This window comes from Myxococcus sp. CA051A, from assembly GCF_013336705.1.
Lineage (GTDB): Bacteria > Myxococcota > Myxococcia > Myxococcales > Myxococcaceae > Myxococcus > Myxococcus llanfairpwllgwyngyllgogerychwyrndrobwllllantysiliogogogochensis.
In genome coordinates, this window is record NZ_JABUMS010000002.1 from 934,077 (window position 1) to 960,722 (window position 26,646).

The following is a 26,646-nucleotide window of genomic DNA, read 5'->3' on the forward strand; positions in this document are numbered from 1 at the left end:
AGAGAACCCCCATGGCAAACCGCAACGACGAGTCCAGCGAGCTGTCCCCCGCCAAGCGCATGCTGGTGGCGTTGGAGAAGATGCAGACGCGGCTGAACGCGGTGGAAGGCGCCGCGAAGGAGCCCATCGCCATCGTGGGCATGGCGTGCCGCTTCCCCCAGGCCGACGACGTGGACGCCTACTGGCGGCTGCTCGAGGCCGGTGTCGACGCCGTGCGGGAGATTCCGCTGGAGCGCTGGCGGCGGGATGAGGTCTCCGGCCTGGGTGAAGGGGCGATGCGCTGGGGCGGCTACCTGGACGCGGTGGATGGCTTCGACCCGGGCTTCTTCGGCATCTCCCCGCGTGAAGCGGTGCAGATGGACCCCCAGCAGCGCCTGCTGCTCGAGGTGGCGTGGGAGGCGCTCGAGGACGCGGGGCTGGATGTCGACAAGCTCTCCGGCAGCCGCAGCGGCGTCTTCATCGGCGCCTGCAACGACGACTACCACTGCATGCAGGTGGAGCAGCCGGAGACGGGAGACGCGTTCAGCGCCACGGGCGTCGCCGCGAGCGTCCTGTCCGGCCGCCTGTCCTATCTCTTCAACCTCCAGGGGCCGAGCCTGGTGGTGGACACGGCGTGCTCGTCCTCGCTCGTATCGCTCCACCTGGCATGCCAGAGCCTGCGGGCCCGCGAGTGCAACCTGGCGCTCGCCGGCGGCGTGAACCTCATCCTCTCGCCGCAGTCCCTGCTGCTCGTGTCCAAGCTGCAGGCCCTGTCTCCGGATGGCCGGAGCAAGGCGTTCGACGCCTCCGCCAACGGCTTCACCCGAGGCGAGGGCTGCGGAATGCTCGTCCTCAAGCGCCTCTCCGACGCGCTCGCCGACGGCGACCACATCCTGGCGACGATTCGCGGCTCGGCCATCAACCAGGACGGAAAGTCGACGGGGCTCACCACCCCCAACGTGCTCTCGCAGCAGGCGCTCATCCGTCAGGCCCTGGAGAACGCGGGGCTGAAGCCGGAGCACGTCAGCTACGTGGAGGCACACGGCACCGGGACGCCGCTCGGCGACCCGATAGAGGCGGAGGCGCTGCGGGAGACCTACGGCGTCCCGCGCGCTGACGGCGGCGTGTGCGGCGTCGGCTCGGTGAAGACCAACCTGGGGCACCTGGAGTCCGCGGCGGGCGTCGCGGGCATCATGAAGGTCGTCCTCGCGATGCGGCATCAGCGCATCCCGGCGCACCTGCATCTCAAGCAGGTCAACCCGCGCATCCAGCTCGAGGGAAGCGCGCTCACCATTCCCACGCGGCTCACCCCGTGGGAGGTGTCCGGGCAGCCGCGCCGCGCGGGCGTCAGCTCTTTCGGCATCAGTGGCACCAATGCCCACGTCATCCTCGAAGAGGCACCGGCGTCCTCGGTGAAGGACGTGTTGCCCCAGCGTCCGGAGCTGTTGCCCTTGTCCGCGCGCAGCCGGGAGGCGCTCCAGGCGCTCGCGGAGCGTCATGCGGAGCGGCTGGGTCGGGACGGGGGCGGAAGCCTCGCGGACGTCTGCTACACGGCCTCCGCGCATCGCACGCACCACGCCCACCGCCTCGCGGTGCTGGCGGACTCTCGTGAGCGCACCGCCGAGCGGCTTCGAGCCTTCGCGCGCGGAGAGCAGCCCGCGGATGCCTGGACGGGCCGCAAGTCGTTCGGCGCGCGCCGCAAGGTCGTCTTCGTCTACCCGGGGCAGGGCGCGCAGCGCGCCGGCATGGGGCGGGCGTTGATGGAGCAAGAGCCTGTCTTCCGCGACGCGCTCGTCAAGGTGGACCAGGCGCTGCGGCCCCACCTGGGCTGGAGCGTGCTCGACGAAATCGCCGCGGACGAGCAGCACTCGCGTCTGGCGGAGATCGACGTCAACCAGCCCGTGCTCTTCGCGGTGGAGGTGGCCCTCACGGCGCTGTGGCGCTCGTGGGGCATCGAGCCGGACGCGGTGATGGGTCACAGCATGGGCGAGGTGGTCGCCGCGCACGTGGCCGGGGCGCTGAGCCTCGAGGACGCCGTCCTCATCATCTGCCACCGCAGCAAGCTCATGCGCACCCTGGGCGGGCGGGGCGCGACGATGGCGATGGTCGAGCTCTCCGCGGAGGAGGCCGAGGAGGCCATCCGTCCCTGGAGTGGCAGGCTCTGGCTGGGAGGCCTGAATGGCCCCCGCTCGCAGGTCCTGTCCGGAGACCCGGAGGCGGTCAAGGAAGCGGTCGACGCGCTCGGGCAGCGGGGTGTCTTCACCCGCTGGGTGAAGATGGACGTGCCGTCGCACACCCCGCTAGTGGAGGTCATCAGTCGGGAGCTGGAAGGGCGCATCGCACGCATCACTCCGCGCGCCTCGGACGTGCCCCTCTGCTCCACCGTGACGGGCGAGTTCCTCGACGGCGCGAAGCTCGACGCGGCCCACTGGGGCAACAACCTCCGGCTCCCGGTGCGCTTCGAGGCGGCGGCGAGGCGGCTCCTCGCGAGCGAGCACACCCTCTTCATCGAGGTGAGCCCCCACCCCGTCCTGCTCCCGGCCGTCGAGCAGACGATGAGCGCGGAGGGCACGCAGCAGGGCCTGGTGCTCGCCTCCCTGCGGCGGGGCGAGGACGAACGGCACACGCTGCTGGGTTCACTGGGTTCCCTCTATGCCTCGGGTCACCGCGTCGCGTGGAACCGCGTGTATCCGGGCAAGGGGCAGCTCGTGCCACTGCCCGCGTATCCCTGGCAGCGCGAGCGCTTCTGGATGGAGCCTGTCTCCCGTGCCGCGCGCTCGTCGCGGAGCGCCTCCGGGCATCCGCTCATCGGTGAGCGCATCGACCTGTCCGCGCAGGGGGACGTCTCCCGCCTGTGGCAGGTGCAGTTGGGACCGAAGCACTTCCCGCTGCTCGCGGAGCACCGCGTCCAGGGCGTGCCCGCGCTGCCGGCGGCGGCCATGGCCGACATGGCGCTCAGCGCGGCGAGGCAGACGCTCGGAGAGCCCGTCTCTCTGGAGGATGTGACCTTCAGCGCGCTGATGTCGTTCCCCGAGGACGAGGAGCGGGTTCTCCAGCTCTGGCTGTCGACGGAGCGTTCGGGGGCCCACACGTTCCGCCTCTTCAGCGCACCCGTCATGCGCGAGGTGCCTTCGGACGAGCTGAACTGGACGCTCCACGCCGAAGGCTCGCTGCGACAGGGAGAGGTCGCGGTGGAAACAGCCCCCGTCGTGCTCGCGGAGCTTCGCGAGCGGCTGGGTGAGCAGTCCCCGGTCGAGGCGCACTACGAGACGCTCCGGGACATCGGGCTGGACTATGGCCCCACCTTCCGCGTCGTGCGGGAGCTGTACCGGGCGGACGGTGAGGCGCTGGGCCGCGTGCGGCTCGAAGGCGAGCTGACGGCCTCGGAGGCGCACTACAGCCTGCATCCGGCGCTGCTCGACGGCTGCTTCCAGGTCCTGGGCGCGGCGCTGGAGAGCATCGACAGCGAAGGGGGCGTCTACGTCCCCGTGGAGCTGAAGCACCTGCGTGTCCTGTCGCGCCCCCCGTCGGCCGGGCTCTGGAGCCACGTTCGCATCGTCAGTGGCGCAGCCACGGGTTCGAGCGCCATCGAGTGCGACGTCACGCTCCTGGATGACCAGGGTGGGGTGGTGGCGGAGGTGCGCCGGCTGGTGTGCAAGAAGGTCTCCGTCACCAGCGCCCCCGTCGATGAAGTGGACCGCTGGCTCTACTCCGTCCAGTGGCGGTCGCAGCCGCGTCCGACGGGGACGGTGGGGGCGCGCGGCGAGGGCCGCTGGCTCGTCCTCGCGGACACGCGGGGCCTGGGCGCGTCGCTGGCCACGGGGCTCGGTGAGCGCTCCGGAGGCAGCGTCGTGGTGGAGGTGGGCGCCGCCTACGAGCGGCTCGACGCGGAGCACTACCGCGTCAATCCCTCCCGGCTCGAGGACTTCCAGGCGCTGCTGCGGGATGCGTTCAGCGAGCAGTCGCCGTGCAGGGGCATGGTGCACCTCTTCGGGCTCGACGTGGCGTCCGACGTGTCGAAGCCCGAGGCGTTCGAGCGCGCGGTCTCCCTGGGTGGCACCAGCGTGATTCACCTGCTTCAGGCGTGGGCACAGCGCGGCTGGCGCGACACCCCTCGACTGTGGCTGGTGACGGCGGGCATGCAGGTGCTGGCCCAGGGCGAGCCGTCTGGCGCGCCCGCCGCGGCCTTCCTGTCGGGGCTCGCAGCGGTCATCACCCACGAGCATCCCGAGCTGCGATGCGCGCACGTGGACCTGGGCGCGGAGCCCTCACCCGAGGAGCTGGCGTCGCTGACGGAGGAACTCCTGGCGGATGGCGCGGAAGACCGCATCGCCTTGCGTGGGACGTCTCGTCACGTCGCGCGACTGGAGCGGGGTACCTCCGGGCACGTGGCGTCGGAGCCGCATGAACTCTCCCCGGCGGGTACCTACCTCATCACCGGCGGCCTGGGCGGACTGGGGCTGGAGGTGGCGAAGTGGCTCGTCCAGCGAGGGGCTCGCAACCTGGCGCTGACGGGACGGAGCGCTCCCTCCGAGGAGGCGCTTCGCGTGCTCGGAGAGCTTCGAGCGGGCGGAGTCGAGGTGCGCGTCTACGGAGCGGACGTCACGAGCGCCGCCGAGGTGGCGCGCCTGCTCGGGACGATGGACGCGGAGCTGCCACCGCTGCGAGGCATCGTCCACGCGGCCGGCGTCATCGCCGATGGTGTGCTGACGCAACTCGATGAGACCCGGCTGCGCACGGTGCTGGCGCCGAAGGTCCAGGGCGCATGGAACCTGCACGCGCAGACGCAGGGGCGGCCCCTGGATTTGTTCGTGATGTTCTCCTCGGCGGCGTCGATGTTGGGCTCGCCGGGGCAGGGCAACTACGCGGCGGCCAACGCCTTCATGGACGTGCTGGCCCATCACCGCCACGCGGCGGGCCTTCCCGCGCTGAGCGTCAACTGGGGGCCGTGGGCCGAGGTGGGGCTCGCGGCCGTGGCCACGAGCCGGGGCGACCGTCTGGCGCTGCGGGGCGTAGGCAACATGCCGCCGTCGCAGGCCCTCGATGCGCTGGGCCGGCTGCTGGCGCGCGAGGCAGTGCAGGTGGCGGTGGTGCCGCTGGACCTGCGGCAGTGGCGTGAGTTCTATCTGAGCGCGGCGCAGTCGCCCTTCCTCTCCGTGCTGATGCAGGAGCGGGCGAGCACGCAGCCGTCGCGCAAGGGCGACGCGCGCGAGCAACTGGCGGCGGCGGAGCCAGCCCGGCGACGGGGGCTCCTGGAGTCCTACCTACGCGAACAGCTCGGGCGCATCCTCCGCATGGAGCCGGCGCGCATCGAAGCCGACCAGCCCTTTGGCGACGTGGGCATGGACAGCCTGACGGGCCTGGAGCTGCGCAACCGAATCGAATCGGGCCTGAAGCTCACGCTGTCCGCGACGCTCGTCTACGCCTACCCCACGGTGCAGGCGTTGACGGAGTACCTGTTCAGCAAGCTGGAGCCCGCGCTCGACGCCGAGGCGCGTCCCGCGGCTCGCCCCTCGGTGAAGCAGGCGCGGACGTCCGCCCCGGAGACTTCCTCCGGACAGGGCCCCGAGCTGCTCGCCGTCGTGGGCATGGGCTGCCGCTTCCCGGGTGGCGCCAACGCTCCGGAAGCGTACTGGCGGCTGCTGAGTGAAGGCGTGGACGCCGTCCGCGAGGTCCCCTCGGACCGCTGGCGGAGCAGCACGGACGCGGCGGAGCACAAGGGCACGCGCTGGGGTGGCTTCCTGGACCGGGTGGATGGCTTCGACCCGGAGTTCTTCGGCATCGCCCCTCGCGAGGCCGTGGCGATGGACCCGCAGCAGCGACTGCTGCTCGAGGTCGCCTGGGAGGCGCTCGAGGACGCGGGGTTGCCCAGGTCGCGTCTGGTGGGCAGCCGGACGGGTGTCTTCGTCGGCGTCTGCGGCAATGACTACGCCATGCTTCAGGCGGAGCGTGATGTCGCGGGCGACGTCTACTCGGTCATCGGTTGCTCCAACAGCGTGATTGCGGGACGCCTGTCGTACCTGTTGGACCTGCGCGGCCCGGCGCTGTCCGTGGACACGGCCTGCTCGTCCTCGCTGGTGGCGTTGCACCTGGCGGGACAGAGCCTGCGCAACGGCGAGTGCGACGCGGCGCTCGTCGGCGGCGTCAACCTGCTGCTCTCCCAGCGGCCCAGCACCTGGCTCTCCAAGCTGACGGCGCTGTCTCCCGACGGTCGCTGCCGGACGTTCGATTCGCGAGCGAACGGCTTCGTGCGTGGCGAGGGCTGCGGCGTCGTCGTGCTGAAGCGGCTCTCCGATGCCCTGGCCCAGGGAGACAACGTCCTCGGCGTGATTCGCGCCTCGGCGGTGAACCAGGATGGTGGCTCCACCGGCCTGACGACTCCCAACGTCCTGTCCCAGCAGGCGCTGATTCGCGAGGCCCTGGCGGCCGCGAGCCTGTCGCCCAAGGACATTGGCTACATCGAGGCGCACGGCACCGGGACGCCGCTCGGTGACCCGATAGAGGTGGAGGCGCTGCGGGAGACCTACGGCGCGCGGCGCGAGGACGGCTCTCTCTGCTACCTGGGCTCCGCCAAGACGAACCTCGGACACCTGGAGGCCGCCGCCGGCATGGCGGGCCTCATCAAGGTCCTGCTCGCGCTGCGGCACGAGGCCATCCCGAAGCACCTGCACTTCAAGGCGCTCAACCCTCGCATCTCCATCGAGGACACGCCCTTCGTCATCCCGACGCGGCAGCAGCCGTGGCCCGTGTCCCAGCGGCGTCGCTACGCGGCCGTGAGTTCCTTCGGTATCAGCGGGACGAACGCGCACGTCATCCTGGAGGAGGCCCCCACGCCGCCGCCCGCGCCCGAGGCCACCGACGTGGGAGCCCAGCTCCTCGCGCTGTCCGCGAGGAGCGAGGGTGCGCTGCGGGCGCTGGCGCGCTCGTACCAGGAGCTGCTGAAACTACCGGAGGACCAGGCACCGAATCTCGAAGACGTCGCCTACACCGCCGCGCTCCGACGAAACCCCTACGAGCACCGGCTCGCGGTGGCGGGCCGCTCACGGCAGGAGTGGGGCGAGCAGCTTCAGGCCTTCCTGGAGGGCGCGGCGCCGCCGTACCTCACGACGGGGCTCGCCGAGAGCCGACGGGAGAAGGTCGTCTTCGTCTTCGGTGGTCAGGGCTCGCAGTGGCGGGGCATGGGCAGGGATTTGCTCGCACGCGACGCGGTCTTCGCCGCCGCGCTGCGCGAGTGCGACTCGCTGCTGGCCCCGCACACCGGTGCCTCCATCATCCAGGCGCTCGAAGTCGAAGGGGATGCGTCGCGGCTGGACGAGACGGAGGTGGCACAGCCCGCCATCTTCGCCATCCAGGTCGCGCTCGCGGCGGCCTGGCGCGCGCTCGGGGTCGTCCCGGTCGCCGTCGTGGGACACAGCGTGGGTGAGATCGCCGCCGCGCACGTGGCTGGGGCGCTGAGCCTCGCGGAGGCCGCGCGCCTGGTGGCGCATCGCAGCCGCATCATGCAGCGGGTGACGGGCCAGGGCCGCATGGCCTCGGTCGAGCTGTCGCCCGAGGAGGCCGAGCGGGAGCTGACGCGCTACGCCGGGCGGTTGTCGGTGGGCGCCATCAACGACGCGCGCGCCGTCGTCCTCTCGGGAGAGCCGGCGGCACTCGGAGAGGTGCTCGAAGCCCTGCGCGCGCGGGGTGTCTCCACGCGCGACCTGGGGGTGAACTACGCGTTCCACAGCCAGCAGATGGCCCCGCTCCAGGCCGAACTCGTCCAGGCACTGGGCCGGCTCGAGACGCGGCCGACGTCCATCCCGATGATTTCGACGGTGACGGGCCAGGTCATCGAAGGTGAGTCGCTGGATGCGACCTACTGGGCGAGCAACATCCGGGAGGCCGTGCGCTTCTCCGACGCCATGAGCGCCCTGCTCGATGAGGGCCAACGGCTCTTCGTGGAGCTGGGGCCGCAGCCCGCGCTGGGCCGGTATGTCCTCCAGATGCTGGAGCGCCGCGAGCTGGAAGGCGCGGCGGTGCCGTCCCTGCGCAAGGGCCGGGATGGCCAGACGGTGATGCTCGGCGCGTTGGGCGGGCTCCACGTGAAGGGGTTCCCCGTGGAGTGGGGGCGCCTCTTCCCGTCGGGAGGCCGGCTGGCGGCGCTGCCGCTCTACCCGTGGCAGCGCTCGCGGTACTGGATTGAGGCCGCCGACGCGAAGGCCGCTTCGCTGGTGGCCGCCGCGCCTGCTTCGGAGGCGAAGCGGCCGGAGGACTGGGTCTACGACCTCACGTGGCAGGTGCGTGAGCGTGGAGTCGCTTCACCGCGCGCGCCGCGCGATGAGGGGACGTGGCTGGTCTTCGGTCACCGCGAGGGCACGGGCGCCGCGCTGGCGGCCCTGCTCGAGAAACGGGGCGAGCCGTGCTGGTTGGTCATCCCGGGTGACGAAGAGGCGGTCCAGGGCCCCGGGGTGCGGTCGCTGAATCCGCGAAGCCCCGAGCAGTTCGACCGGTTGCTTCAGGAAGTGGGCCCCGTCCGCGCCGTCGTCCACCTGTGGGGCGCGGAGGTCGCGCCGGTCTCCGAGCCCACGCTCGCGCAGGTCGAGTCCGCGCAGCAGCTCGGAGTCCACGCGGCGCTGCGCCTCGCGCAGGCACTCATGCGCAAGGGCGCCGAGAGCGCCGCCCGGCTGTGGCTGTGCACACGCGGCAGCCAGGCCGTGGGGGGAGTCACGGGAGGCTCGCCGCTGTATGCGCCCCTGTGGGGCCTCGGTCGCGTCATGGCGCTGGAGCACCCGGAGGTCTGGGGTGGGTTGCTGGACCTGGACCCAAGCGCTTCCGAGGGTGAAGTGGAGACGCTGTGGCGCGAGCTGTCCGGCGCGGATGAAGAGGACCAGTCGGCCTTCCGTGGCGGAGTCCGCTACGTGGCGCGCCTCGTCCCCTCGGCTCCGGCACCCGGGCTCACGCCTGTCGCGCTTCGCGCGGACGCGGCGTACCTCGTCACGGGGGGCCTGGGTGGGTTGGGGCTGCATGTGGCGAAGTGGCTGGTCTCCAAGGGCGCGCGGCACCTGGTGCTGCTGGGCCGCAGGGGGCTGCCTGACCGTGCCGGCTGGCCAGCGCTGTCTCGCGAGAGCGACGTGGGCCGGCAGGTGGCGGCCATCGAGGCCCTCGAAGCGGAGGGCGCCGTCGTCCACGCCCTCAGCGCGGACGTGGGTGACCCGACCCGCATGGCGGAGGTCATCGGGCTCATCCAGCAAGGGCCCGCGCCGCTGAAGGGCATCATCCACGCCGCGGGTGTGTCCACCGTCCAGCCGCTCGAGACGATGGACGAGGCGGCGCTCGCCTCCATCCTGCGTCCGAAGGTGTGGGGCGGATGGGTGCTGCACCAGGCGACGCAAGGGCTGGACCTGGACTTCACCGTCTACTTCTCGTCCGTCTCCGCCGTGTGGGGGTCGGCCCGGATGGGCCACTACGCCGCGGGCAATCAGTTCCTCGACGCGCTGGCCCACCACCGTCGTGCGAAGGGCCAGCACGCGCTGAGCATCAACTGGGGGCCGTGGGCCGCCGAAGGCATGGTCGCCGAAGAAGGCCTGCGTTGGTTCGAGCGGATGGGCGTCAGCGGTCTCTCGGTGGAGGGCGGGCTCCAACTGCTCGGGGCACTGCTCACCACGGATGCGACCCAGCGCACCGTCGCCCAGATGGACTGGAGCCTCTTCAAGTCCGTGTACGAGTCGCGGTCGCGCAAGCCGATGCTGGAGGCGCTCGGCCCTGCTTCCGTGCCCGCGCCGCGGCCGGTGTCGCTGCCTTCCGGGAGCGACGAGCTCGCGCCGCTGCGCAACGCCTCTCCTGCGCGTCGCCGGGAGCTGGTGACGGCCTGGGTGCGTGACGAAGTGGCCCGGGTGCTCGGCTTCCCGTCGAGCGCCTCCGTCAAGCTGGAGCAGGGCTTCTTCGATACGGGCATGGACTCCATCACCGCCGTGGAGCTGCGGCGGAGACTGGTGGCCCGGTTCGGCGTCCAGCTTCCGACCACGATTGCCTTCGACAAGCCGACGGTGCTGGCCCTGTCGACCTACCTCCTTCAGGACGTGCTCCAACTGGACGTGGTGGCGAAGGAGGAGACGGTCCGGTCCGCGAGCAACGCGACGGAGCCCATCGCGATTGTCGGCATGGGCTGCCGCGTGCCCCAGGCCTCGGGCCCCGAGGCCTTCTGGCAACTGCTGGAGGGCGGCGTGGACGCCATCCGCGAGGTGCCTGCCTCGCGGTGGAAGGTCGACGACTACTACGACCCGAGGCCGGGCGTTCCAGGGAAGACCTACACCCGCTGGGGCGGGTTCCTGGACGACGCCGACCAGTTCGACGCGCAGTTCTTCGGAATCTCCCCGCGAGAGGCCGCGAACATGGACCCGCAGCAGCGCCTGCTGCTGGAGGTGGCCTGGGAGTCCCTGGAGCACGCGGGGCTCGCGCCGGGGCGACTGGCGAACACCCGCACGGGTGTGTTCATCGGCATTGGCAGCAACGAGTACGCGATGCTCAACGGGGTGGGGAGCGCTTCGGCCGCGGGCGACGCGTATATCGCCACGGGCAACGACGCGAGCTTCGCCGCGGGCCGGCTGGCCTACCTGCTCCGGTTCCAGGGGCCGACGATGAGCTTGAACACCGCGTGCTCCTCGTCGCTGGTGGCGGTGCACCTGGCCTGCCAGAGCCTGCGCTCGGGAGAAGCCAACCTGGCGCTCGCGGGTGGCGTCAACATGACGCTCGCGCCGCACTCGACCATCTACCTCGCGCAGCTGCGGGCCCTGTCTCAGGACGGACGGTGCAAGACGTTCGATGCCTCGGCGGATGGCTACGTGCGCAGCGAGGGCTGCGGCATCGTGGTCCTCAAGCGCCTGTCCGACGCGAAGCGGGACGGGGATGACATCCTCGCCGTCATCCGTGGCTCGGCGGTCAACCATGACGGCCCGAGCAGCGCGCTTACGGTCCCCAACGGGGATGCGCAGCAGCAGGTCCTCCGCGCCGCCCTGGCCAACGCGGGCGTGGCCCCCTCGGAGGTGGACTACATCGAAGCGCACGGCACGGGCACGTCCCTGGGCGACCCCATCGAGGTCCAGGCCGTGGCCAAGGTGCTCGGTGAGGGCCGCACGTCCGAGCAGCGGCTGTTGATGGGCTCGGTGAAGACCAGCATCGGCCACCTGGAGGCGGCGGCGGGCATCGCCGGGCTCATCAAGGTGGTGCTCGCCCATCGGCACGGCGTGGTGCCACCGCACCTGCACCTCACGCGCCTCAACCCGCACATCGAGCTGGACGGCTTCCCGCTGGACATCCCGACGAAGGCCACGCCCTGGCCCGAGCGCGCGCGTCCGCGCATCGCCGGCATCAGCGCCTTCGGCCTGAGCGGCACCAACGCGCACGTCATCGTGGAAGAGGCCCCCGCGACCGAGCCCCTTGCGGCGCAGCCCGAGCGAAGCCTGCACGTGCTCGCGCTGTCGGCGAAGACGAAGGGCGCGCTCTCGCAGCTCGCGGCGCGGGTCGGTGAGCACTTCACCGCGCGCCCGGAGCTGTCGCTCGCGGATGTCTGCCACGCCGCGAACACGCAGCGCACGGGCTTCTCCCACCGGCTCGCGGTCGTCGTGGACTCGGCGGAGCAGGCCCGGGAGCGGCTGCTGGCGCTCGCGCGGGGAGAAGAGGTGGCCCGGCTGGCCCAGCACCGCTTCGAGGGCGAGCCTCCCAAAATCGTCTTCGTGTTCACCGGCCAGGGCTCCCAGTACGCGGGCATGGGCCGGGAGCTGTATGAGACCGAGCCTGTCTTCCGCGCGGCCCTGGACCGCTGCGACGCCCTGCTCGCGGGCACCTGGGAGGAGTCGCTCCTCTCCGTGATGCACGGGACGGGTTCGCGCATCGACGACACGGCGTACACGCAGCCGGCGCTCTTCGCGCTGGAGTACGCCCTGACGGAGCTGTGGCGCTCCTGGGGCGTGGAGCCCTGGGCGGTGCTGGGGCATAGCGTCGGCGAGTACGTCGCCGCCTGTGTGGCGGGGGTGATGACACTCGAGGACGCCCTGCGGCTCATCACCGAGCGCGCGCGGCTCATGCAGGCCCTCCCGCGCGATGGCGAGATGGTGGCCATCTCCGCGAGCGAGGAGCAGGTCACGCTGGCGCTGGCGCCGTATGCGGACCGGGTCTCGATTGCCGCGGTCAACGGACCGGCGGACACCGTCATCTCCGGCGAGCGTGAGGCGGTTGAGGCCCTCGCCACCGGGTTCCAGGCCAAGGGCATCAAGGCCCGGCGGCTCACGGTGTCCCACGCGTTCCACTCGCCGCTCATGGACCCGATGCTGGAGGCGTTCGAGAAGGTGGCGGGCGAGGTGGTCCTCCACGCGCCGCGCATCCACCTGGCCTCCAACGTCACGGGCCAGGTCCTCGCGGAGGATGCCGTGCTGGACGCCGCGTACTTCCGCCGCCACGTGCGGGGCGCGGTGCGCTTCCACGACGGACTGAAGGCTTTGCGAGCGCTCGGCGGCACCGTGTTCGTGGAGGTCGGCCCGCATCCGACGCTCACCGGCATGGCGCTCAAGGGGCTCGGGGACGACGCGGGCACCTGGTTGCCGTCACTGCGCCAGGGGCAGCCCGAGCAGCCGCACATCCTCTTCAGCCTGGGCTCGCTCTACACCCAGGGCGTGGCGGTGGACTGGGCCGCGCTGAACGGTGAGCGTCACCGCTCGCGCGTCGCGCTTCCCGTCTACCCGTGGCAGCACCAGCGGCACTGGCTGGAGGCCGCCAAGGCCCCGCGCCCCGTCTCGTCAATCACCAGCGCGCAGGCGCTCGTCGGTCAGCGGGTGCGCTCGCCCCTGAGCAAGTCGCTCGTGTTCGAGGGCCGCTACAGCGCGCGTTCCCTGCCGTTCCTGGAAGACCACCGGCTCTACGGAACCATCGTCGTGCCCGGCTCGTGCCACATCGCGCGCATCATCGCGACGGCGGCGCAGTCGTTCGGGACGGGGCCGTACACCATCGAGAAGTGCCTCTTCTCCCAGCCCATCGTGCTCGCGGACGAGGAGGAGCAGCTCGTGCAACTCGTCCTCGCCCCCAAGGGAGAGGGCCGGTACGACTTCGAAATCTACAGCCTCTCCGCGACCGCCGACGAGCACACCGAGGGGTGGCTGCTGAACGGCACGGGGACGCTCCAGGTGGGCGGCGAAGGGGCCGCGCGCCCGGCGCCCATCTCCCGGCAAGACATCGAGGCGCGCTGCTCGCGCCAGCTCGGAGGCGGACTCTACGAGCGCAACTGGGACATCGGGTTCAACCTCGGCCCCGCGTTCCGTTGGATTGAGCGCGTCCAGAATGGCGGGCGCGAGTCGCTCTGCCAGATGCGCTCGCCGACGGAGGGCGATGACCAGAGCCTGTTCGTCCACCCGGGACTGGTCGACTCCTTCCTGCAGGCGATGGGCACGGACCTCATCAGCGAGGACGCGCAGTTGAGCACCGTCTACGTGCCCATCTCCGTGGAGCGCTTCCGCTTCCACGAGCAGCCGACCGGGCCGGTGTGGGCTTATGCCGTGCGCCGCGACGCGGAGGAGGCCGTGGGTGAGGTCATCACCGGCGACGTGTACGTGGTGGACGCCGAAGGCCGGGTGCTCATCGAGATTGAAGGGCTGAAGCACAAGCGCGCCCCGCGCGAAGCGCTGATGGCGGTGCTCCGCCATGGCCAGCGTGACACCCTCTACGAACTCGCCTGGAAGCGTCAGCCCCTGCCCGAGGGAGCGCCCGCGACGGGCCGCTGGCTCGTGTTCGCGGACGAGTCGGGCCTCGCGGAGGCGCTCGCGGAGCGGCTCATGAAGAGTGGCCGTCGTCCCGTGCTGGTCCAACCGGGTGCGGCGTACGTCCGCCACGGCGAGGACCGCTTCACCCTCGATGCCCGGTCCGCTGAGGACTACGAGCGACTGCTCGTGGAAGCGGTGCTGCCCGGCGAGTCACTCGGGGGCGTCGTCCATCTCTGGGCGATGCGCGGGTCCGAAGAGGAGGACGTGGAGTCGCTGCGCGAAGCGCATCAGCTGGGCGGAGGCAGCGCGCTGCATCTGGCCAAGGCGCTGGTGGCCTCGGCTTCAACCGCGCGTCTCTGGATGGTGACCCGGGGTGCCCGGGCGCTGGCGTCCAATGCGGCGCCGCTCGCGCTGAGCCAGGTGCCCCTCTGGGGCCTGGGCGGAGTCTTCTCACAGGAGCACCCCGAGCGGTGCGGCGCGCTCATCGACCTGGACCCCTCCGGCTCCGGAGACGACGCGTCGGCCATCTGGCGCGAGCTGAGCGCGGGTGACGGAGAGCGACAGGTGGTGATTCGCGAAGGCCAGCGCCATGTCGCCCGGCTTCGCGCCTCGCGGGAGGAGCCACGCAACGGCATGCCCCGGTTGCTGCCGGACGCCAGCTACCTGCTCACGGGTGGCCTCGGTGGATTGGGACTGTCGCTGGCCGGGTGGATGGTGGAGCAGGGCGCGCGCAACCTCGTGCTCGTCGGCCGTGGCGGAGCCCGGCCCGAAGCCCAGCAGGCCCTCCGTGCGCTGGAGTCGGCGGGCGCGAAGGTCCTGGTCGTCCAGGCGGACGTGTCGAAGCTGGAAGACGTCCGCCGCGCCACCGAGGAAGCAGAGCGGCTGGCGCCGCTGCGCGGGGTGGTCCACGCCGCGGGCATCCTGGACGATGGGATGCTCCTGCAGCAGGACTGGTCGCGGTTCGCCCGGGTGCTCGCACCCAAGGTGGACGGAGCCTGGCACCTCCACACGTTGACGAAGGACAGGGCGCTCGACTTCTTCGTCCTGTACTCGTCGGCGTCGACGCTGCTCGGCGCGCCGGGGCAGGGGAGCTACGCGGCGGCCAATGCCTTCCTGGACGCGCTGGCGCATCACCGGCGGGCGCTGGGGCTTCCGGCGCTGAGCATCAACTGGGGCCCCTGGGCCGAGGTCGGCATGGCCGCGCAGCTCGCGGCCCGCTACCAGTCGCAGGGCATCGAGGCGTTCACTCCCGCCGAGGCGCTCCAGGCCTTCAGCCGGGCCTTCGGTCGCGAGCAGCCGCAGCTCACCCTGCTGCGAATCCAGTGGCAGCGCTACCTCTCGCAGTACCCGCGAGGCACGGCGCCCACCCTGCTCGCGGAGCTGGTCAGCCCGGCGTCGGCGACCGAGGACACCGGACCCTCGGCCTCCGAGTTCCGGCGCCGGCTCGAGTCGGCGGAGCCCCGCCAGCGCATGCCGCTGCTGTTGGAGCACGTGCAGGGCGAGGCGGTGCGCGTGCTCGGGTTGGATGCGTCGGCGCCGCTGGAGCCCCGGGAGCGGCTGTTCGAAGTGGGCATGGATTCGCTGATGGCGCTCGAGCTGCGCAATCGCTTGCAGAAGACCGTGGGGACGTCGCTGCCGGCGACGCTCGTCTTCGACTATCCGACGGCGGAGGCCATCGCGAGCTACCTGCTCGGCGAGGTCTACGGCCTGGAGACGCAGCCCGTTGGCGAGGCGCGGGGAGAGGTCCAGGACTCCGCGCTGCTCGAACGCATCATGGAGCTTTCGCAGGATGAGCTCGCCGCCTCCCTGGAGGCGAAGCTCTCCGCACTGATGGAAGAAGGGTCATGAGCCAGCAGGAAAAGTCAGCCGAGCCGTCCGCGCTCCAGCGCGCCGCGTTGCTCGTGGAGAAGATGCAGTCACGCCTCGACGCGGTGGAGCGTGCCCGGACCGAGCCCATCGCCGTCGTGGGGATGGGGTGCCGCTTCCCAGGGGGCGCCGTCGACGGGCCTTCCTTCTGGAAGGTCCTGCGCGACGGCGTGGATGCGCTGCGCGAGACGCCCGAGTCCCGCTGGGATGTGCCCGGTCATTTCGACGAGACGCGGGGCCTGCCCGGAAAGATGTACGGGACGCGGGGAGGCTTCCTCGACGACGTGGAGAACTTCGACGCGGAGTTCTTCGGAATCTCTCCCCGGGAGGCGGCGAGCCTGGACCCGCAGCAGCGGCTCGTCCTGGAGGTCGCCTGGGAGGCGTTGGAGAACGCGGGCCTGGCGCCCCATCAGCTCGCGGGCACCAAGACCGGCGTCTTCATGGGCGTGATGTCCAGCGACTACATGGCGCGCCTGCTGAAGGAGAACGACGCGACGCGCTTCGACGGGTACATGGCGACGGGGAACGGCTACAGCTTCGTTCCTGGCCGCGTCTCGTACGTGCTCGGGTTGCAGGGGCCGGCCATGCCGGTGGACACCGCGTGTTCGTCCTCGCTGGTCGCGCTCCATCTGGCCAGTGAGAGCCTCCGGAGGGGAGAGTCCAACCTCGCGCTGGCGGGCGGCGTGAATCTCATCCTCTCGCCGGAGACGACCATCTGCCTGTGCAGCATGCAGGCGCTCGCGAGTGATGGCCGGTGCAAGACCTTCGACGCGGCCGCGGACGGGTACGTGCGAGGCGAAGGGTGTGGTGTCCTCGTCCTCAAGCGGCTCTCGGATGCGCAGCGGGACGGTGACTCCATCCTCGCGTTGATTCGCGGCTCCGCCGTCAACCATGACGGGGCCAGCGGCGGGCTGACGGTGCCCAACGGGCCGTCGCAGCAGGCGGTGGTCCAGCGGGCGCTCGACAACGCGCGCATCGCCCCGGCCCTGGTGGGGTACGTCGAAGCCCACGGGACGGGCACCCCGCTGGGTGACCCGATAGAGCTGCGGGCGCTGGGGGCCGTGCTGGGCAAGGGGCGTCCGGAGGACCGGCCGTTCTTCATCGGCTCGGTGAAGACGAACATCGGACACCTGGAGCCCGCCGCCGGAATCGCCGGGGTCATCAAGACCATCCTCTCGCTCCAGCACCAGGAGATTCCCCCACATCTGCACTTCCGCACCCCCAACCCGCATGTGGAGTGGGACCGCATTCCAGCCCGCGTCCCCGTCGAGCGGATGCCCTGGCCCGCCCACGAGGGACGGCGCATCGCGGGGGTGAGCTCCTTCGGGCTCAGCGGAATCAACGCGCACGTCGTGCTGGAGGAGGCTCCCTCCGCCACCGTCCCCGCCGCGTCGGACGAGGAGGCCCAGGCGCGGCTCGTGGTCCTGTCCGCGAAGACGCCCGGAGCACTGTCCTCGCTGGCGGAGCGCTGGAGCGTGTTCCTGAAGGGCGAGGAGCCGGGCTCGCTCGCCGATATCAGCGCCACGTCCACGCTGGGCCGGACGCACCATGAGCACCGGCTCGCCCTCGCGGCGAAGTCCAGGGAGGAGCTCCTCGCGCAGCTCGCCGCCTTCGCCGCCGGGGAGAGCCACGCGGGCCTGTCGGTGGGACGCCGGGGCAGCGGAGCCGGCCAGCGGATTGTCTTCGTCTTTCCGGGCCAGGGCTCGCAGTGGCTGGGAATGGGACAGCAGCTGTACGCGCGGGACGCGACGTTCCGGGAGGCCATCGACCGGTGTCACGAGGCGCTCGGCCGTCATGTCGACTGGTCCTTGCGCGAGCTGCTGACGAAGCCCGGGCAGCAGTCTCGATGGAATGACATCGACGTCGTCCAGCCGACGCTGTTCGCCTTGCAGGTAGCGCTCGCGGCGGTGTGGCGCTCGTGGGGGCTGGAGCCTCACGCTGTGGTGGGCCACAGCATGGGAGAGGTGGCCGCGGCGCACGTCGCGGGGGTGCTCTCGCTGGAGGACGCGGCGCGCATCATCTGTGAGCGGAGCAAGCTGCTCCGGCGCGTCAGTGGCAAGGGCGCCATGGCCGTCGTGGACCTCTCCCGCGAGCAGGCGGAGGCGGAGATTCGGGGCGCCGAGGACCGCATCGCCATCGCCGTGAGCAATGGCCCGAAGGCCACGGTGCTGTCGGGAGACCCCGCGGCGCTGAAAGAGGTGATGGAGCGGCTGGAGCGTCGCGAGGTGTTCTGCCGCTGGGTGAAGGTGGACGTGGCCTCGCACAGCCCGCAGATGGACCCGCTGCGGCAGGAGCTGCTGGAGCGGATGGCGGCCGTGCGTCCCACCGGCGGCACGGTGCCGCTCTACTCCACGGTGACGGGTGCCCCCATCGAGGGCCAGGAGCTGAACGCCTCGTACTGGGTGCGCAACCTGCGCCAGCCCGTGCTGTTCGCGGACGCGGTGCAGCGCCTCATCCAGGATGGAAACGTCCTGTTCATCGAGCTGAGCCCTCACCCCATCCTCGTGCCCTTCGTGGATGCGATGTTGAGGGAAGGGGACACGTCGGGCCGCGGGCTCGTGGTGCCGAGCCTGCTCCGGGAGCAGGAAGAGTGGCCGAGCCTGCTCTCGTCCCTGGGCGCGATTTCCACCCGCGTGGACCGCGTGGACTGGCTCCGGCTGCATCCGGACAAGCGCCGTCGCGTCGCGCTCCCCTCGTATCCATGGCAGCGCGAGCGGCACTGGCTGGAGCTGAAGCCGGCCATCTCGCGCGGTCGCGTCGCGCGAGTGGGAGGGCATCCGCTGTTGGGTGCGTCGTTCACCACCTCCGTGCAGACGGAGAGCCGCTTCTGGGAATCCACGCTGAGCGCGCGGGAGCCATCGTTCCTGGCGGACCATCGCGTGGGCGGGCAGTGCGTGGTGCCGGGCGCGGCCTACCTGGAGATGGCGCTGTCGGCGGCGCGGGAGCTGACCGGTGGGACGGCGCACGAGCTCGTCGACACGTCCTTCAAGGAGGGCCTGCTGCTCCCCGAGGGACATGAGCGCACCGTGCAACTGGCGCTGAGCGGCGAGCGCGAGGGTGTCCTCTCGTTCCAGCTCTCGAGCCAGAAGGCGGGCACGGAGGCGAGTGCCCCGGCGGGCTGGATGGCGCATGTCGTGGGGCACCTGCGTCCCATGGACGAAGCGCTGTCCGTCCCCACACCCGAGTCGTTCGAGGCGATTCGGGCGCGTTGCCCGGAGGTGATGGAGTCGGCGGCGCACTACGAGGCGCTGGCGCGCGGGGGCGTGGCCTACGGACCGGCGTTTCAGGGTGTGCGGCAGGTGTGGCGTGGCCGAGGCGAAGCGCTCGGACATGTCCGTCTGCCGGAGCCGCTCGTGGCGCGGGCGTCGGCGTATCGCATCCATCCCGCGTTGCTCGACGCGTGCTTCCAGTTGGTGGCCGCGGCCGTTCCCCAGGAAGACCTCGCCCAGGATGCGGGCCCCGCCGTTCCCGTGGCGCTCGCGAACCTGCGGCTCCACGAGCAGCCGGGGACGGAGGTCTTCTGCCACGTGCGGTTGCGTCCACTGGAAGGGGCGCGCGGCGGTGTCTACACGTTCGACCTGGAGCTGCGTGATGCGTCTGGCCGGCTCCAGGTGGAGGCGCTCGGGCTGCGCGTCCAGCAGTTGGACATGCCGGTCGCGGAGGGCACGGGGAGAGACCTCTTCTTCGCGCAGGAATGGCGACATGCGCCGGCTGTCGAGCCTGTCCCGTCCTCGGGCACCGAGGCGGGTGGGCGCTGGTTGCTCATCGCGGACGGCAGCGAGCTCTCCGACACGGTCGAGTCCCTGCTGCGAGAGCGACAGGGCGAGGTCCTCCGGGTCGACATCGCGGGCGCGGGCCCGGGGCGCCGGGTCGTGGACACGGCTTCGCCCCAGGCCTTCGATGCGGTGCTGTCAGAGGCCTTCGGCGCGGGCTCGCAGCCACGCGGCGTGATTCACCTGACGGGCCAGGAGCCTCGCGAGGTGGACCCGCTGATGGGGTGTGGTGGCGTGCTGCATCTGGTCCAGGCGCTTGGCCGTGCGGGCCTGTCGAGCCCGCCCAGGCTGTGGCTCGTCACGCGAGGCGTCCATCATGGCTCTGACGGTCGGTCCGCATCGGACGTGCTCCAGGCTCCGCTGTGGGGCCTGGGCCGGACGCTCGCGCACGAGCACTCCGAGCTGAAGTGCACGCGAGTGGATGTGTCCGCTGCCCTGGGCTCGGGTGATGCGGGCGTCGCGCTGGTGCGAGAACTGCTCGTGGCGGACGCGGAGGAGGAAATCTCCCTGCGCGCGGATGGGCGCCATGTCGCCCGTATCGTGCGTGGTGTTCCCGGCCGGCCCGTTGGCGAGGCCGTGGTCCCCTCGGCGGGACACCCGTTCCTCCTGGAGCGGGACGCGCGAGGTCGCCTGGAGCGCAGGGCGAATACACGTCGCCCACCCGGGCCCGGCGAACTCGAGCTGGAGGTCTCCGTGGCCTCCCATGGAGGGCTCGAGTCCGAGCCGTGGGAAGCAGAAGGTGGCGTCATCGGGTGCAGTGGGCGCGTCGTCGCCGTGGGCGAAGGTGTGAAGGATGTCGTGCTCGGCGAGGAGCGGGTCGCGCTGGTGGCGTCGCGCCTCGGGTCTCACGTGTGTGTGCCCGTGGTGTGCACGGCCCTCCGCCCGTCGTCCTCATCACACGAGGACGCAGCGGCGCTCGCGGCGGCCATCCTTCCCGCCTGGTACGCGCTGTTCCACCTGGGCCGACTGGAGAAGCGGGGCCGCGTGCTGATTCTGGGGACTTCGAGCGGGCTCGGGAGGGCGGCGGTCAAGCTGGCCAGGTGGGTGGGGGCGGAGGTCTTCGCCGTGGCGACGACGACCGAGCAGCGAGCCTCGCTGCGGGAACTCGGAGCCGACCATGTCGTGGACCCGGGCGAGGAGACCTTCGTCACCCGGCTCCTGGCCGCGACGGGAGGAAGCGGAGTGGAGCTGGCCGTGGTCGCGCCGGGCGCTGTCGGACTCGACCGGAGCCTCGTGGTGCTGGGCGAAGGCGCGCGCGTCTTCGACCTGCGTGCGTCCTCCGTGCCGGCTCCCGTGGGGGATGCGAACGTCGCCTGGTGCGGAGTGGACGTGCCTGCCTTCGCCCGACGCAGGCCCGAGCGCTTTGCTCGTCTGTGGCAGGAGGTGAAGGACGCGTTCGAGGTGAGAGGCCTTCCCTCCGTCGCCTCCAGGGTGAACTCTTTCACCTTGAATCACCCGAAGGCGCGCGTGGTGGTCCCTTCGGTGGGTGCGAAGCGGCTTCGCGCCGATGGGACGTATCTCGTCACGGGTGGGCTCGGTGGGCTCGGCTTCGCGGTGGCGAAGTGGATGGTGGAGCAGGGCGCCGGTCACCTCGTGCTCATCGGCCGCGACACGGCCCTGACACCGGAGCAGCAGCAGGACGTGGCCGCGCTCGAGGCCGCCGGAGCGCGGGTGCGAGTGGCTCGGGCGGACGTGTCCGACCGCGCGCAGCTCGCCCGGGTGCTCTCGGAGACAGTCCGGGATGAGGCCCCGTTGCGAGGTGTCATCCACGCGGCTGGGGTGCTGGACGATGGTGTGCTGTCGCAGCAGACGGTGGAGCGGTTCCAGCGCGTCATGGCGCCCAAGGTGCGTGGAGGTTGGAACCTGCATGTCCTGACGCGCGAGGCGCCGCTCGACTTCTTCGTGCTGTACTCGTCGGCGGCCTCCCTGTTCGGAGCACCGGGGCAGGGCAACTACGTGGCCGCCAACGCCTTCCTCGACGCGCTCGCCCACCATCGTCGAGCGCTGGGGTTGCCGGGCCTGAGCATCAACTGGGGGCCCTTCTCGGAGGTCGGTCTGGCCGCGGCGCAGTCCAACCGGGGCGAGCGCCTGGCGCAGCGAGGCTCGGACAGTCTGACGCCCGCGGAAGGCCACGCGATTCTGGGGCGACTGCTGGATGGTGAGGTGACGCAGATGGCGGTCATGCCGCTGGAGCTGCGCAAGTGGGTGGAGTTCTATCCGCGCGCGCGGTCGTCCCCGTGGCTGTCGGAGCTGGTCCCCGCCGGCTCGGGCGCGGAGGCCCGCGAGCCGGGGAACGAGGCCCTGCTGGAGACGCTGAAGACCGCGTCTCCGAAAGAGGCACGGGCGGCCCTGGAGCAGTTCGTCCGCGAGCAGCTTGCCCGTGTCCTGCGACTGGACTCGGCGCGCATTGCTCCGGATGCGCCGCTCCAGGGTTTCGGCCTGGACTCCCTGATGGGGCTGGAGCTGCGCAACCGGCTGGCCGCGGGGCTGGCGCTGTCACTGCCCGCCTCGTTGATTTGGAAGCACCCGACGCTGGAGGCGCTCTGCGCGCATCTCCAGAGTGAAGTCATGGATCGCAACCTCGCCGAGACGCTCGCGCGTGCGGACGAGGGTACCAGGCCGGTGATGGATGCGGCCGCCGCTGACGATAACGAGGTCTTCGTTCTATGAGTGTCCGTGAGTTGTTGAGCACCCTCGCCGCCAGGGGTGTGCGCCTGCGTGTCGACGGAGAGAAGCTGGTGGTCGAGGCGGGCAAGGCCGTCCTCACTCCGGAGCTGCGCGCCGAGCTGTCCGCGAACAAGGGTGACATCCTGGCGTTCCTGGGGAAGCACTCCGCGCGCGAGGTGTCGTCGAGCGCGCCGGCGCTGCCGCTCGCGAGGCCCGAGGTCATCCCGTTGTCCAGCGGGCAGGAGCGGCTCTGGTTCCTGGACCGCCTCTCGCCCGGCACGGCGCAGTACAACGTCCATCTCGGTCTCCGGGCGCGAGGCGCGCTCGATACCGTGGCCCTTCGCCGGAGTCTGGAGGAGTTGGTCCGGCGACACGAGGTGCTCCGGACGCGCTTCCCGGAGGTGGAGGGCAGTCCCCGGCAGGTCATCGCGTCACCTGATGCGGGCGTGGCGCTGACCGTGGTGGAGCTGCCAGGGCTCACCGAGGCGCGGCGCGAAGAGGAAATCCAGCGGCGCTCGGATGCGGTGGCCCGGCAGCCGTTCGACCTCGCGGCAGGACCGCTCTTCCGAGTCACCCTCGTGGCCCTGGGCCCCGACGACCACGCCCTCTTCGTGACGAAGCACCACATCATCACGGATGGCTGGTCGCTCGGCGTCTTCGTGCGCGAGCTGTCGGCGCTGTACGCGTCCTTTGTCCGGGGACAGACGCCCGTGCTGCCGCCCGTGTCGATGCAGTTCGCCGAGTCGGCCCTGCGCGAGCGTGCGTGGCTGGCGGGGGAGTCGGGTGCCCGCGAGCGGACGTACTGGAAGGGGAAGCTCCAGGGGCTGCCGCCGCTCCAGCTCCCCGTGGACCATGCGGTCTCCACGTCCACGAGCCATCGTGGCGCCACCATTCCCGTCGCCTTCTCACCCGCGCTCAGCGAGGCCTTGAGGGAGCTGGCCCACCGGGAGGGTTGCAGCCTCTTCATGGTGCTCTTCGCCGCGTTCTCGGCGCTCCTGCACCGTTACTCAGGACAGCTTGATTTCGGTGTGGGAACGGTGATCGCGAACCGGGGAAACACGCCCGCGGACCTCCTCGGCTTCATCGCCAATACCCTCGCGCTGCGCTGTGATTTCTCGGGGGAGCCGACCTTCGCGCAGTGGCTGGCCCGCGCGCGCAAGGTCGTGCTGGAGGCGCTGGACCACCAGTCGCTGCCGTTCAGCGAGGTGGTGCAGGGAGTGGGCGCCTCGCGAGAGGGCGGACTCAACCCGCTGGTGCGCGCCTGCTTCACGCTGGAGAACATCCCCGCGCCCGTGCTGGAGCTGCCGGGGACGCGCTGGTCGTTCCTGAACGGCGCGCCGGACGGCAGCGTGGAGGGCGTCGCCAAGTTCGAGCTCTCGCTCATCCTGGCCTCGGGCGACAACGGCCTGGGCGGCATGCTCGAGTACTCGCGCGAGGTCTTCGACGCCTCGACGGCGGAGCGGATGGTGGAGCACCTCCAGGTCCTGCTGGAGGCCATCGTGGCCCGGCCGGAGGCACCCCTGTCGAAGCTGCCGCTGCTGTCCCCGGCGGAGCGCGGAAGGCTCCTCACCGACTGGAACGGTCCGGTGCTCGACGTCCCCGCGCTGTGCATGCAGCAGCTCGTGCAGGCCCAGGTGGAGCGGACGCCCCAGGCCGTGGCCGTGGTGAGCGGGCACACGCGGCTCACCTATGCCGAGCTCAATCGCCGGGCGAACCAGCTGGCGCATCATCTGCGACGGCTCGGTGTCCAGCCCGAGGCTCGCGTGGGCCTCTGTGTCGAGCGCACCGAGGACCTCGTCATCGGCCTGCTGGCCATCCTCAAGTCCGGAGGCGCCTACGTCCCGTTGGACCCCGCCTATCCGAAAGAGCGGCTGGCGCTGATTCTCGAGGATGCCCGGGTGCCGGTGCTGCTCACGCAGCAGCGTCTCGTCCCGGAGCTGCCCGCCACCCAGGCGCGAGTGGTGTGCCTGGATACGGACGCGCCGGCCATTGGCGCGGAGCCCGACACGAACCCCGAGCAGGTCACGAGTCCCGACGCGCTCGCGTATCTCATCTACACCTCGGGCTCCACCGGCAAGCCCAAGGGCGTGATGATTGACCACCGCAACGCCGTGGCCTTCCTGACCTGGGCCCTGAGCGTCTTCTCCCCGGAGGTGCTCGCGGGGACGCTGGCCTCGACGTCCATCTGCTTCGACCTGTCAGTCTTCGAGATTTTTGCGCCGCTGTGTCTGGGGGCGAAGGTCATCGTGGCGAAGAACGCGCTGGAGGTGTCGGAGCTCCCCGCGGCGCGGGAGGTGACGCTCATCAACACCGTGCCTTCGGCCATGGGCGCGCTGCTGCGAGCGGGCGCGGTGCCGTCCTCGGTGGTCATCGTGAACCTGGCGGGTGAGGCCCTCGCGGGGTCACTGGTCGACCACATCTACCAGCTCGGCCATGTGCGGGACGTGTTCAACCTCTATGGCCCGAGCGAGACCACGACCTACTCCACGTTCACCCGCGTGAGCCGTGGACAGACGCCGACCATCGGGCGCCCTGTCGGAAACACCCAGGTGTACGTGCTGGATGCGCACCGGGAGCCGATGCCCGTGGGCGTGCCGGGCGAGGTCTTCATCGGCGGCCACGGTGTGGCGCGAGGGTATCTGGACCGGCCGGAGCTGACCGCGGAGCGGTTCATCGCGTCGCCCTTCGCCGGAGGCACCAGCGAGCGTCTGTACAGGACGGGGGACCTGGCGCGGTGGTTGCCGGACGGACAGCTCGAGTACCTGGGCCGGATGGACCACCAGGTGAAGCTGCGGGGGTTCCGCATCGAGCTGGGCGAGATTGGCGCGGCCCTGATGGAGCACCCGAAGGTCCGTGACGCCGTGGTCGTCGTGCGTGATGGACTGGGGGCGGACAAGCAGCTCGTCGCCTACGTCGTCGGACGCGAGCAGAAGGCTCCCGAGCCGGCGGAGCTGCGCGACCACCTGAAGTCCCGGTTGCCGGAGTACATGGTGCCCTTCCTGTTCGTGAGCCTGGAGGCACTGCCGCTCACGCCGAACGGAAAGGTGGACCGTGCCGCGCTTCCGGCGCCGGAGCGTCCGCGCTCGGGGGCCGGCAAGGAGCACGTCGCGCCCAGGACTCCCGGGGAGGTGTCGCTGGCGGCCATCTGGCGCCAGGTCCTGGGGGTGGAGCAGGTGGGTGTCCATGACCACTTCTTCGAACTGGGCGGGCACTCGCTCTTGCTCTACCGGGTGCTCGTGCTCGCGCGGGCGGAGTCTGGAGCGGACATTCCGCTGCGGGCCTTGCTGCAGGCGCCGACGCTGGAGGAGATGGCACGGACCATCGAGGCCGCGAAGACGGGCTCGCTGCCGACCCACGACGTGGTGGCGGAGATGGAAGCGGATGCCGTGCTGGATGCGGCCCTGGAGCCAGGCGACGCACTGCCGCCCCTGACGGGCGCCGCGCGCACCCTCCTGCTGACCGGCGCCACGGGCTTCCTCGGGGCCTTCCTGCTGGAGGAACTCTGCCGCAAGACGGAGGCGCGCATCTATTGCCTGGTGCGCTCCAAGTCAGCGCAGGACGGCATGCACCGGATTCGCAAGAATCTGGAGAGCTACTCACTGTGGAGCGAGGCGCTGGCGTCGCGCATCGTTCCCCTCCAGGGGGACATCGGCCTGCCCCTGCTGGGCCTGTCCGAAGCGGAGTTCCAGCGACTCGCGGAGGAGGTGGACGCCGTCTACCACAACGGCGCGCTGGTCAATTTCCTCTACCCCTACGAGTCCATGCGCGCGGCCAATGTGCTCGGCACGCGGGAGATTCTCCGGCTGGCGATGCGCACGCGCATCAAGCCCCTGCACTACGTCTCCACCGTCTCCGTGTTGCCGCTGGGGCGCCAGACACCGATTCTGGAGGACGAGCCCCTGGAGGGGGCCGAGAGCCTCGTGGGTGGGTATGCCCAGAGCAAGTGGGTCGCCGAGAAGCTCGTGAGGGAGGCTTCGCGTCGTGGGCTCCCCGTGACGCTCCATCGACCGGGACGGGTGACGGGGCACAGCCGCACGGGGGCCTGGAACACGGATGACCTGGTGTGCAGGACCCTCAAGGGCTGCGTGCGGATGGGCAGCGCCCCTCGTGTCGAGGCCCTGCTCGACGTGACGCCCGTGGACTACGTCAGCAGCGCCATCGTGGACTTGTCCCTGCGCCCGGCGTCATTCGGACAGACGTATCACCTGGTCAACCCGCGGTTCGTGCGCGCCGATGAGATGTGGAGCCACATGCGCTCCTTCGGGTACGGGTTGCGAGTCCTCCCGTATGACGAATGGCTCGCCGAGCTGGGCGTCGCGGCTCCGTCCGACAGCGAGCTGGGAGATCTGCTCATGTTCCTCCAGCAGGTGCCTCCGGAGGACCGGAGCGTGGGCGGGCCGCGGATGGTGGTCTGCGACAGCGGGAACACGCTGAAGGCCCTGGGAGGAACGGGGACGGCCTGTCCCTCGGTGGATGCCTCCCTGATTTCAACCTACCTCTCGTCCCTGGTGCAGCGCGGCTTCCTCGCTGCCCCCGGGACGCGGTAGCACCCGCCTGTGTGACGCGCGCCAGGAGTCCGGGCGATGAACCGCCTGGGCTCCGGGGCTGTCTTCTCCAGCTGACGTCCGAGCAGG

The 26,646-nt window shown here is 71.0% G+C and carries 3 protein-coding genes; all 3 read left to right on the forward strand.

Going from position 1 to position 26,646, the window contains the following annotated elements; translation table 11 throughout:
* Positions 1-11 precede the first annotated feature (11 nt).
* From HUA74_RS09210 to HUA74_RS09220, 3 genes are read left to right on the forward strand one after another with little or no spacing between them, the layout of a single operon-like run.
* Positions 12-15,554, forward strand: a complete 15,543-nt coding sequence (locus HUA74_RS09210; RefSeq protein WP_174454206.1) for a type I polyketide synthase — start codon at positions 12-14, stop codon at positions 15,552-15,554.
* Complete coding sequence (locus tag HUA74_RS09215; RefSeq protein ID WP_174454207.1) at positions 15,551-22,015, forward strand: type I polyketide synthase; 6,465 nt, start codon at positions 15,551-15,553, stop codon at positions 22,013-22,015. The genes HUA74_RS09210 and HUA74_RS09215 overlap by 4 nt, the downstream gene beginning before the upstream one ends.
* Entirely contained in the window at positions 22,012-26,559 is a 4,548-nt protein-coding gene (locus HUA74_RS09220) for a non-ribosomal peptide synthetase (RefSeq protein WP_174454208.1), read from the forward strand. Before HUA74_RS09215 ends, HUA74_RS09220 begins: the two co-directional genes overlap by 4 nt.
* The last annotated feature ends 87 nt before the right edge of the window (positions 26,560-26,646 follow it).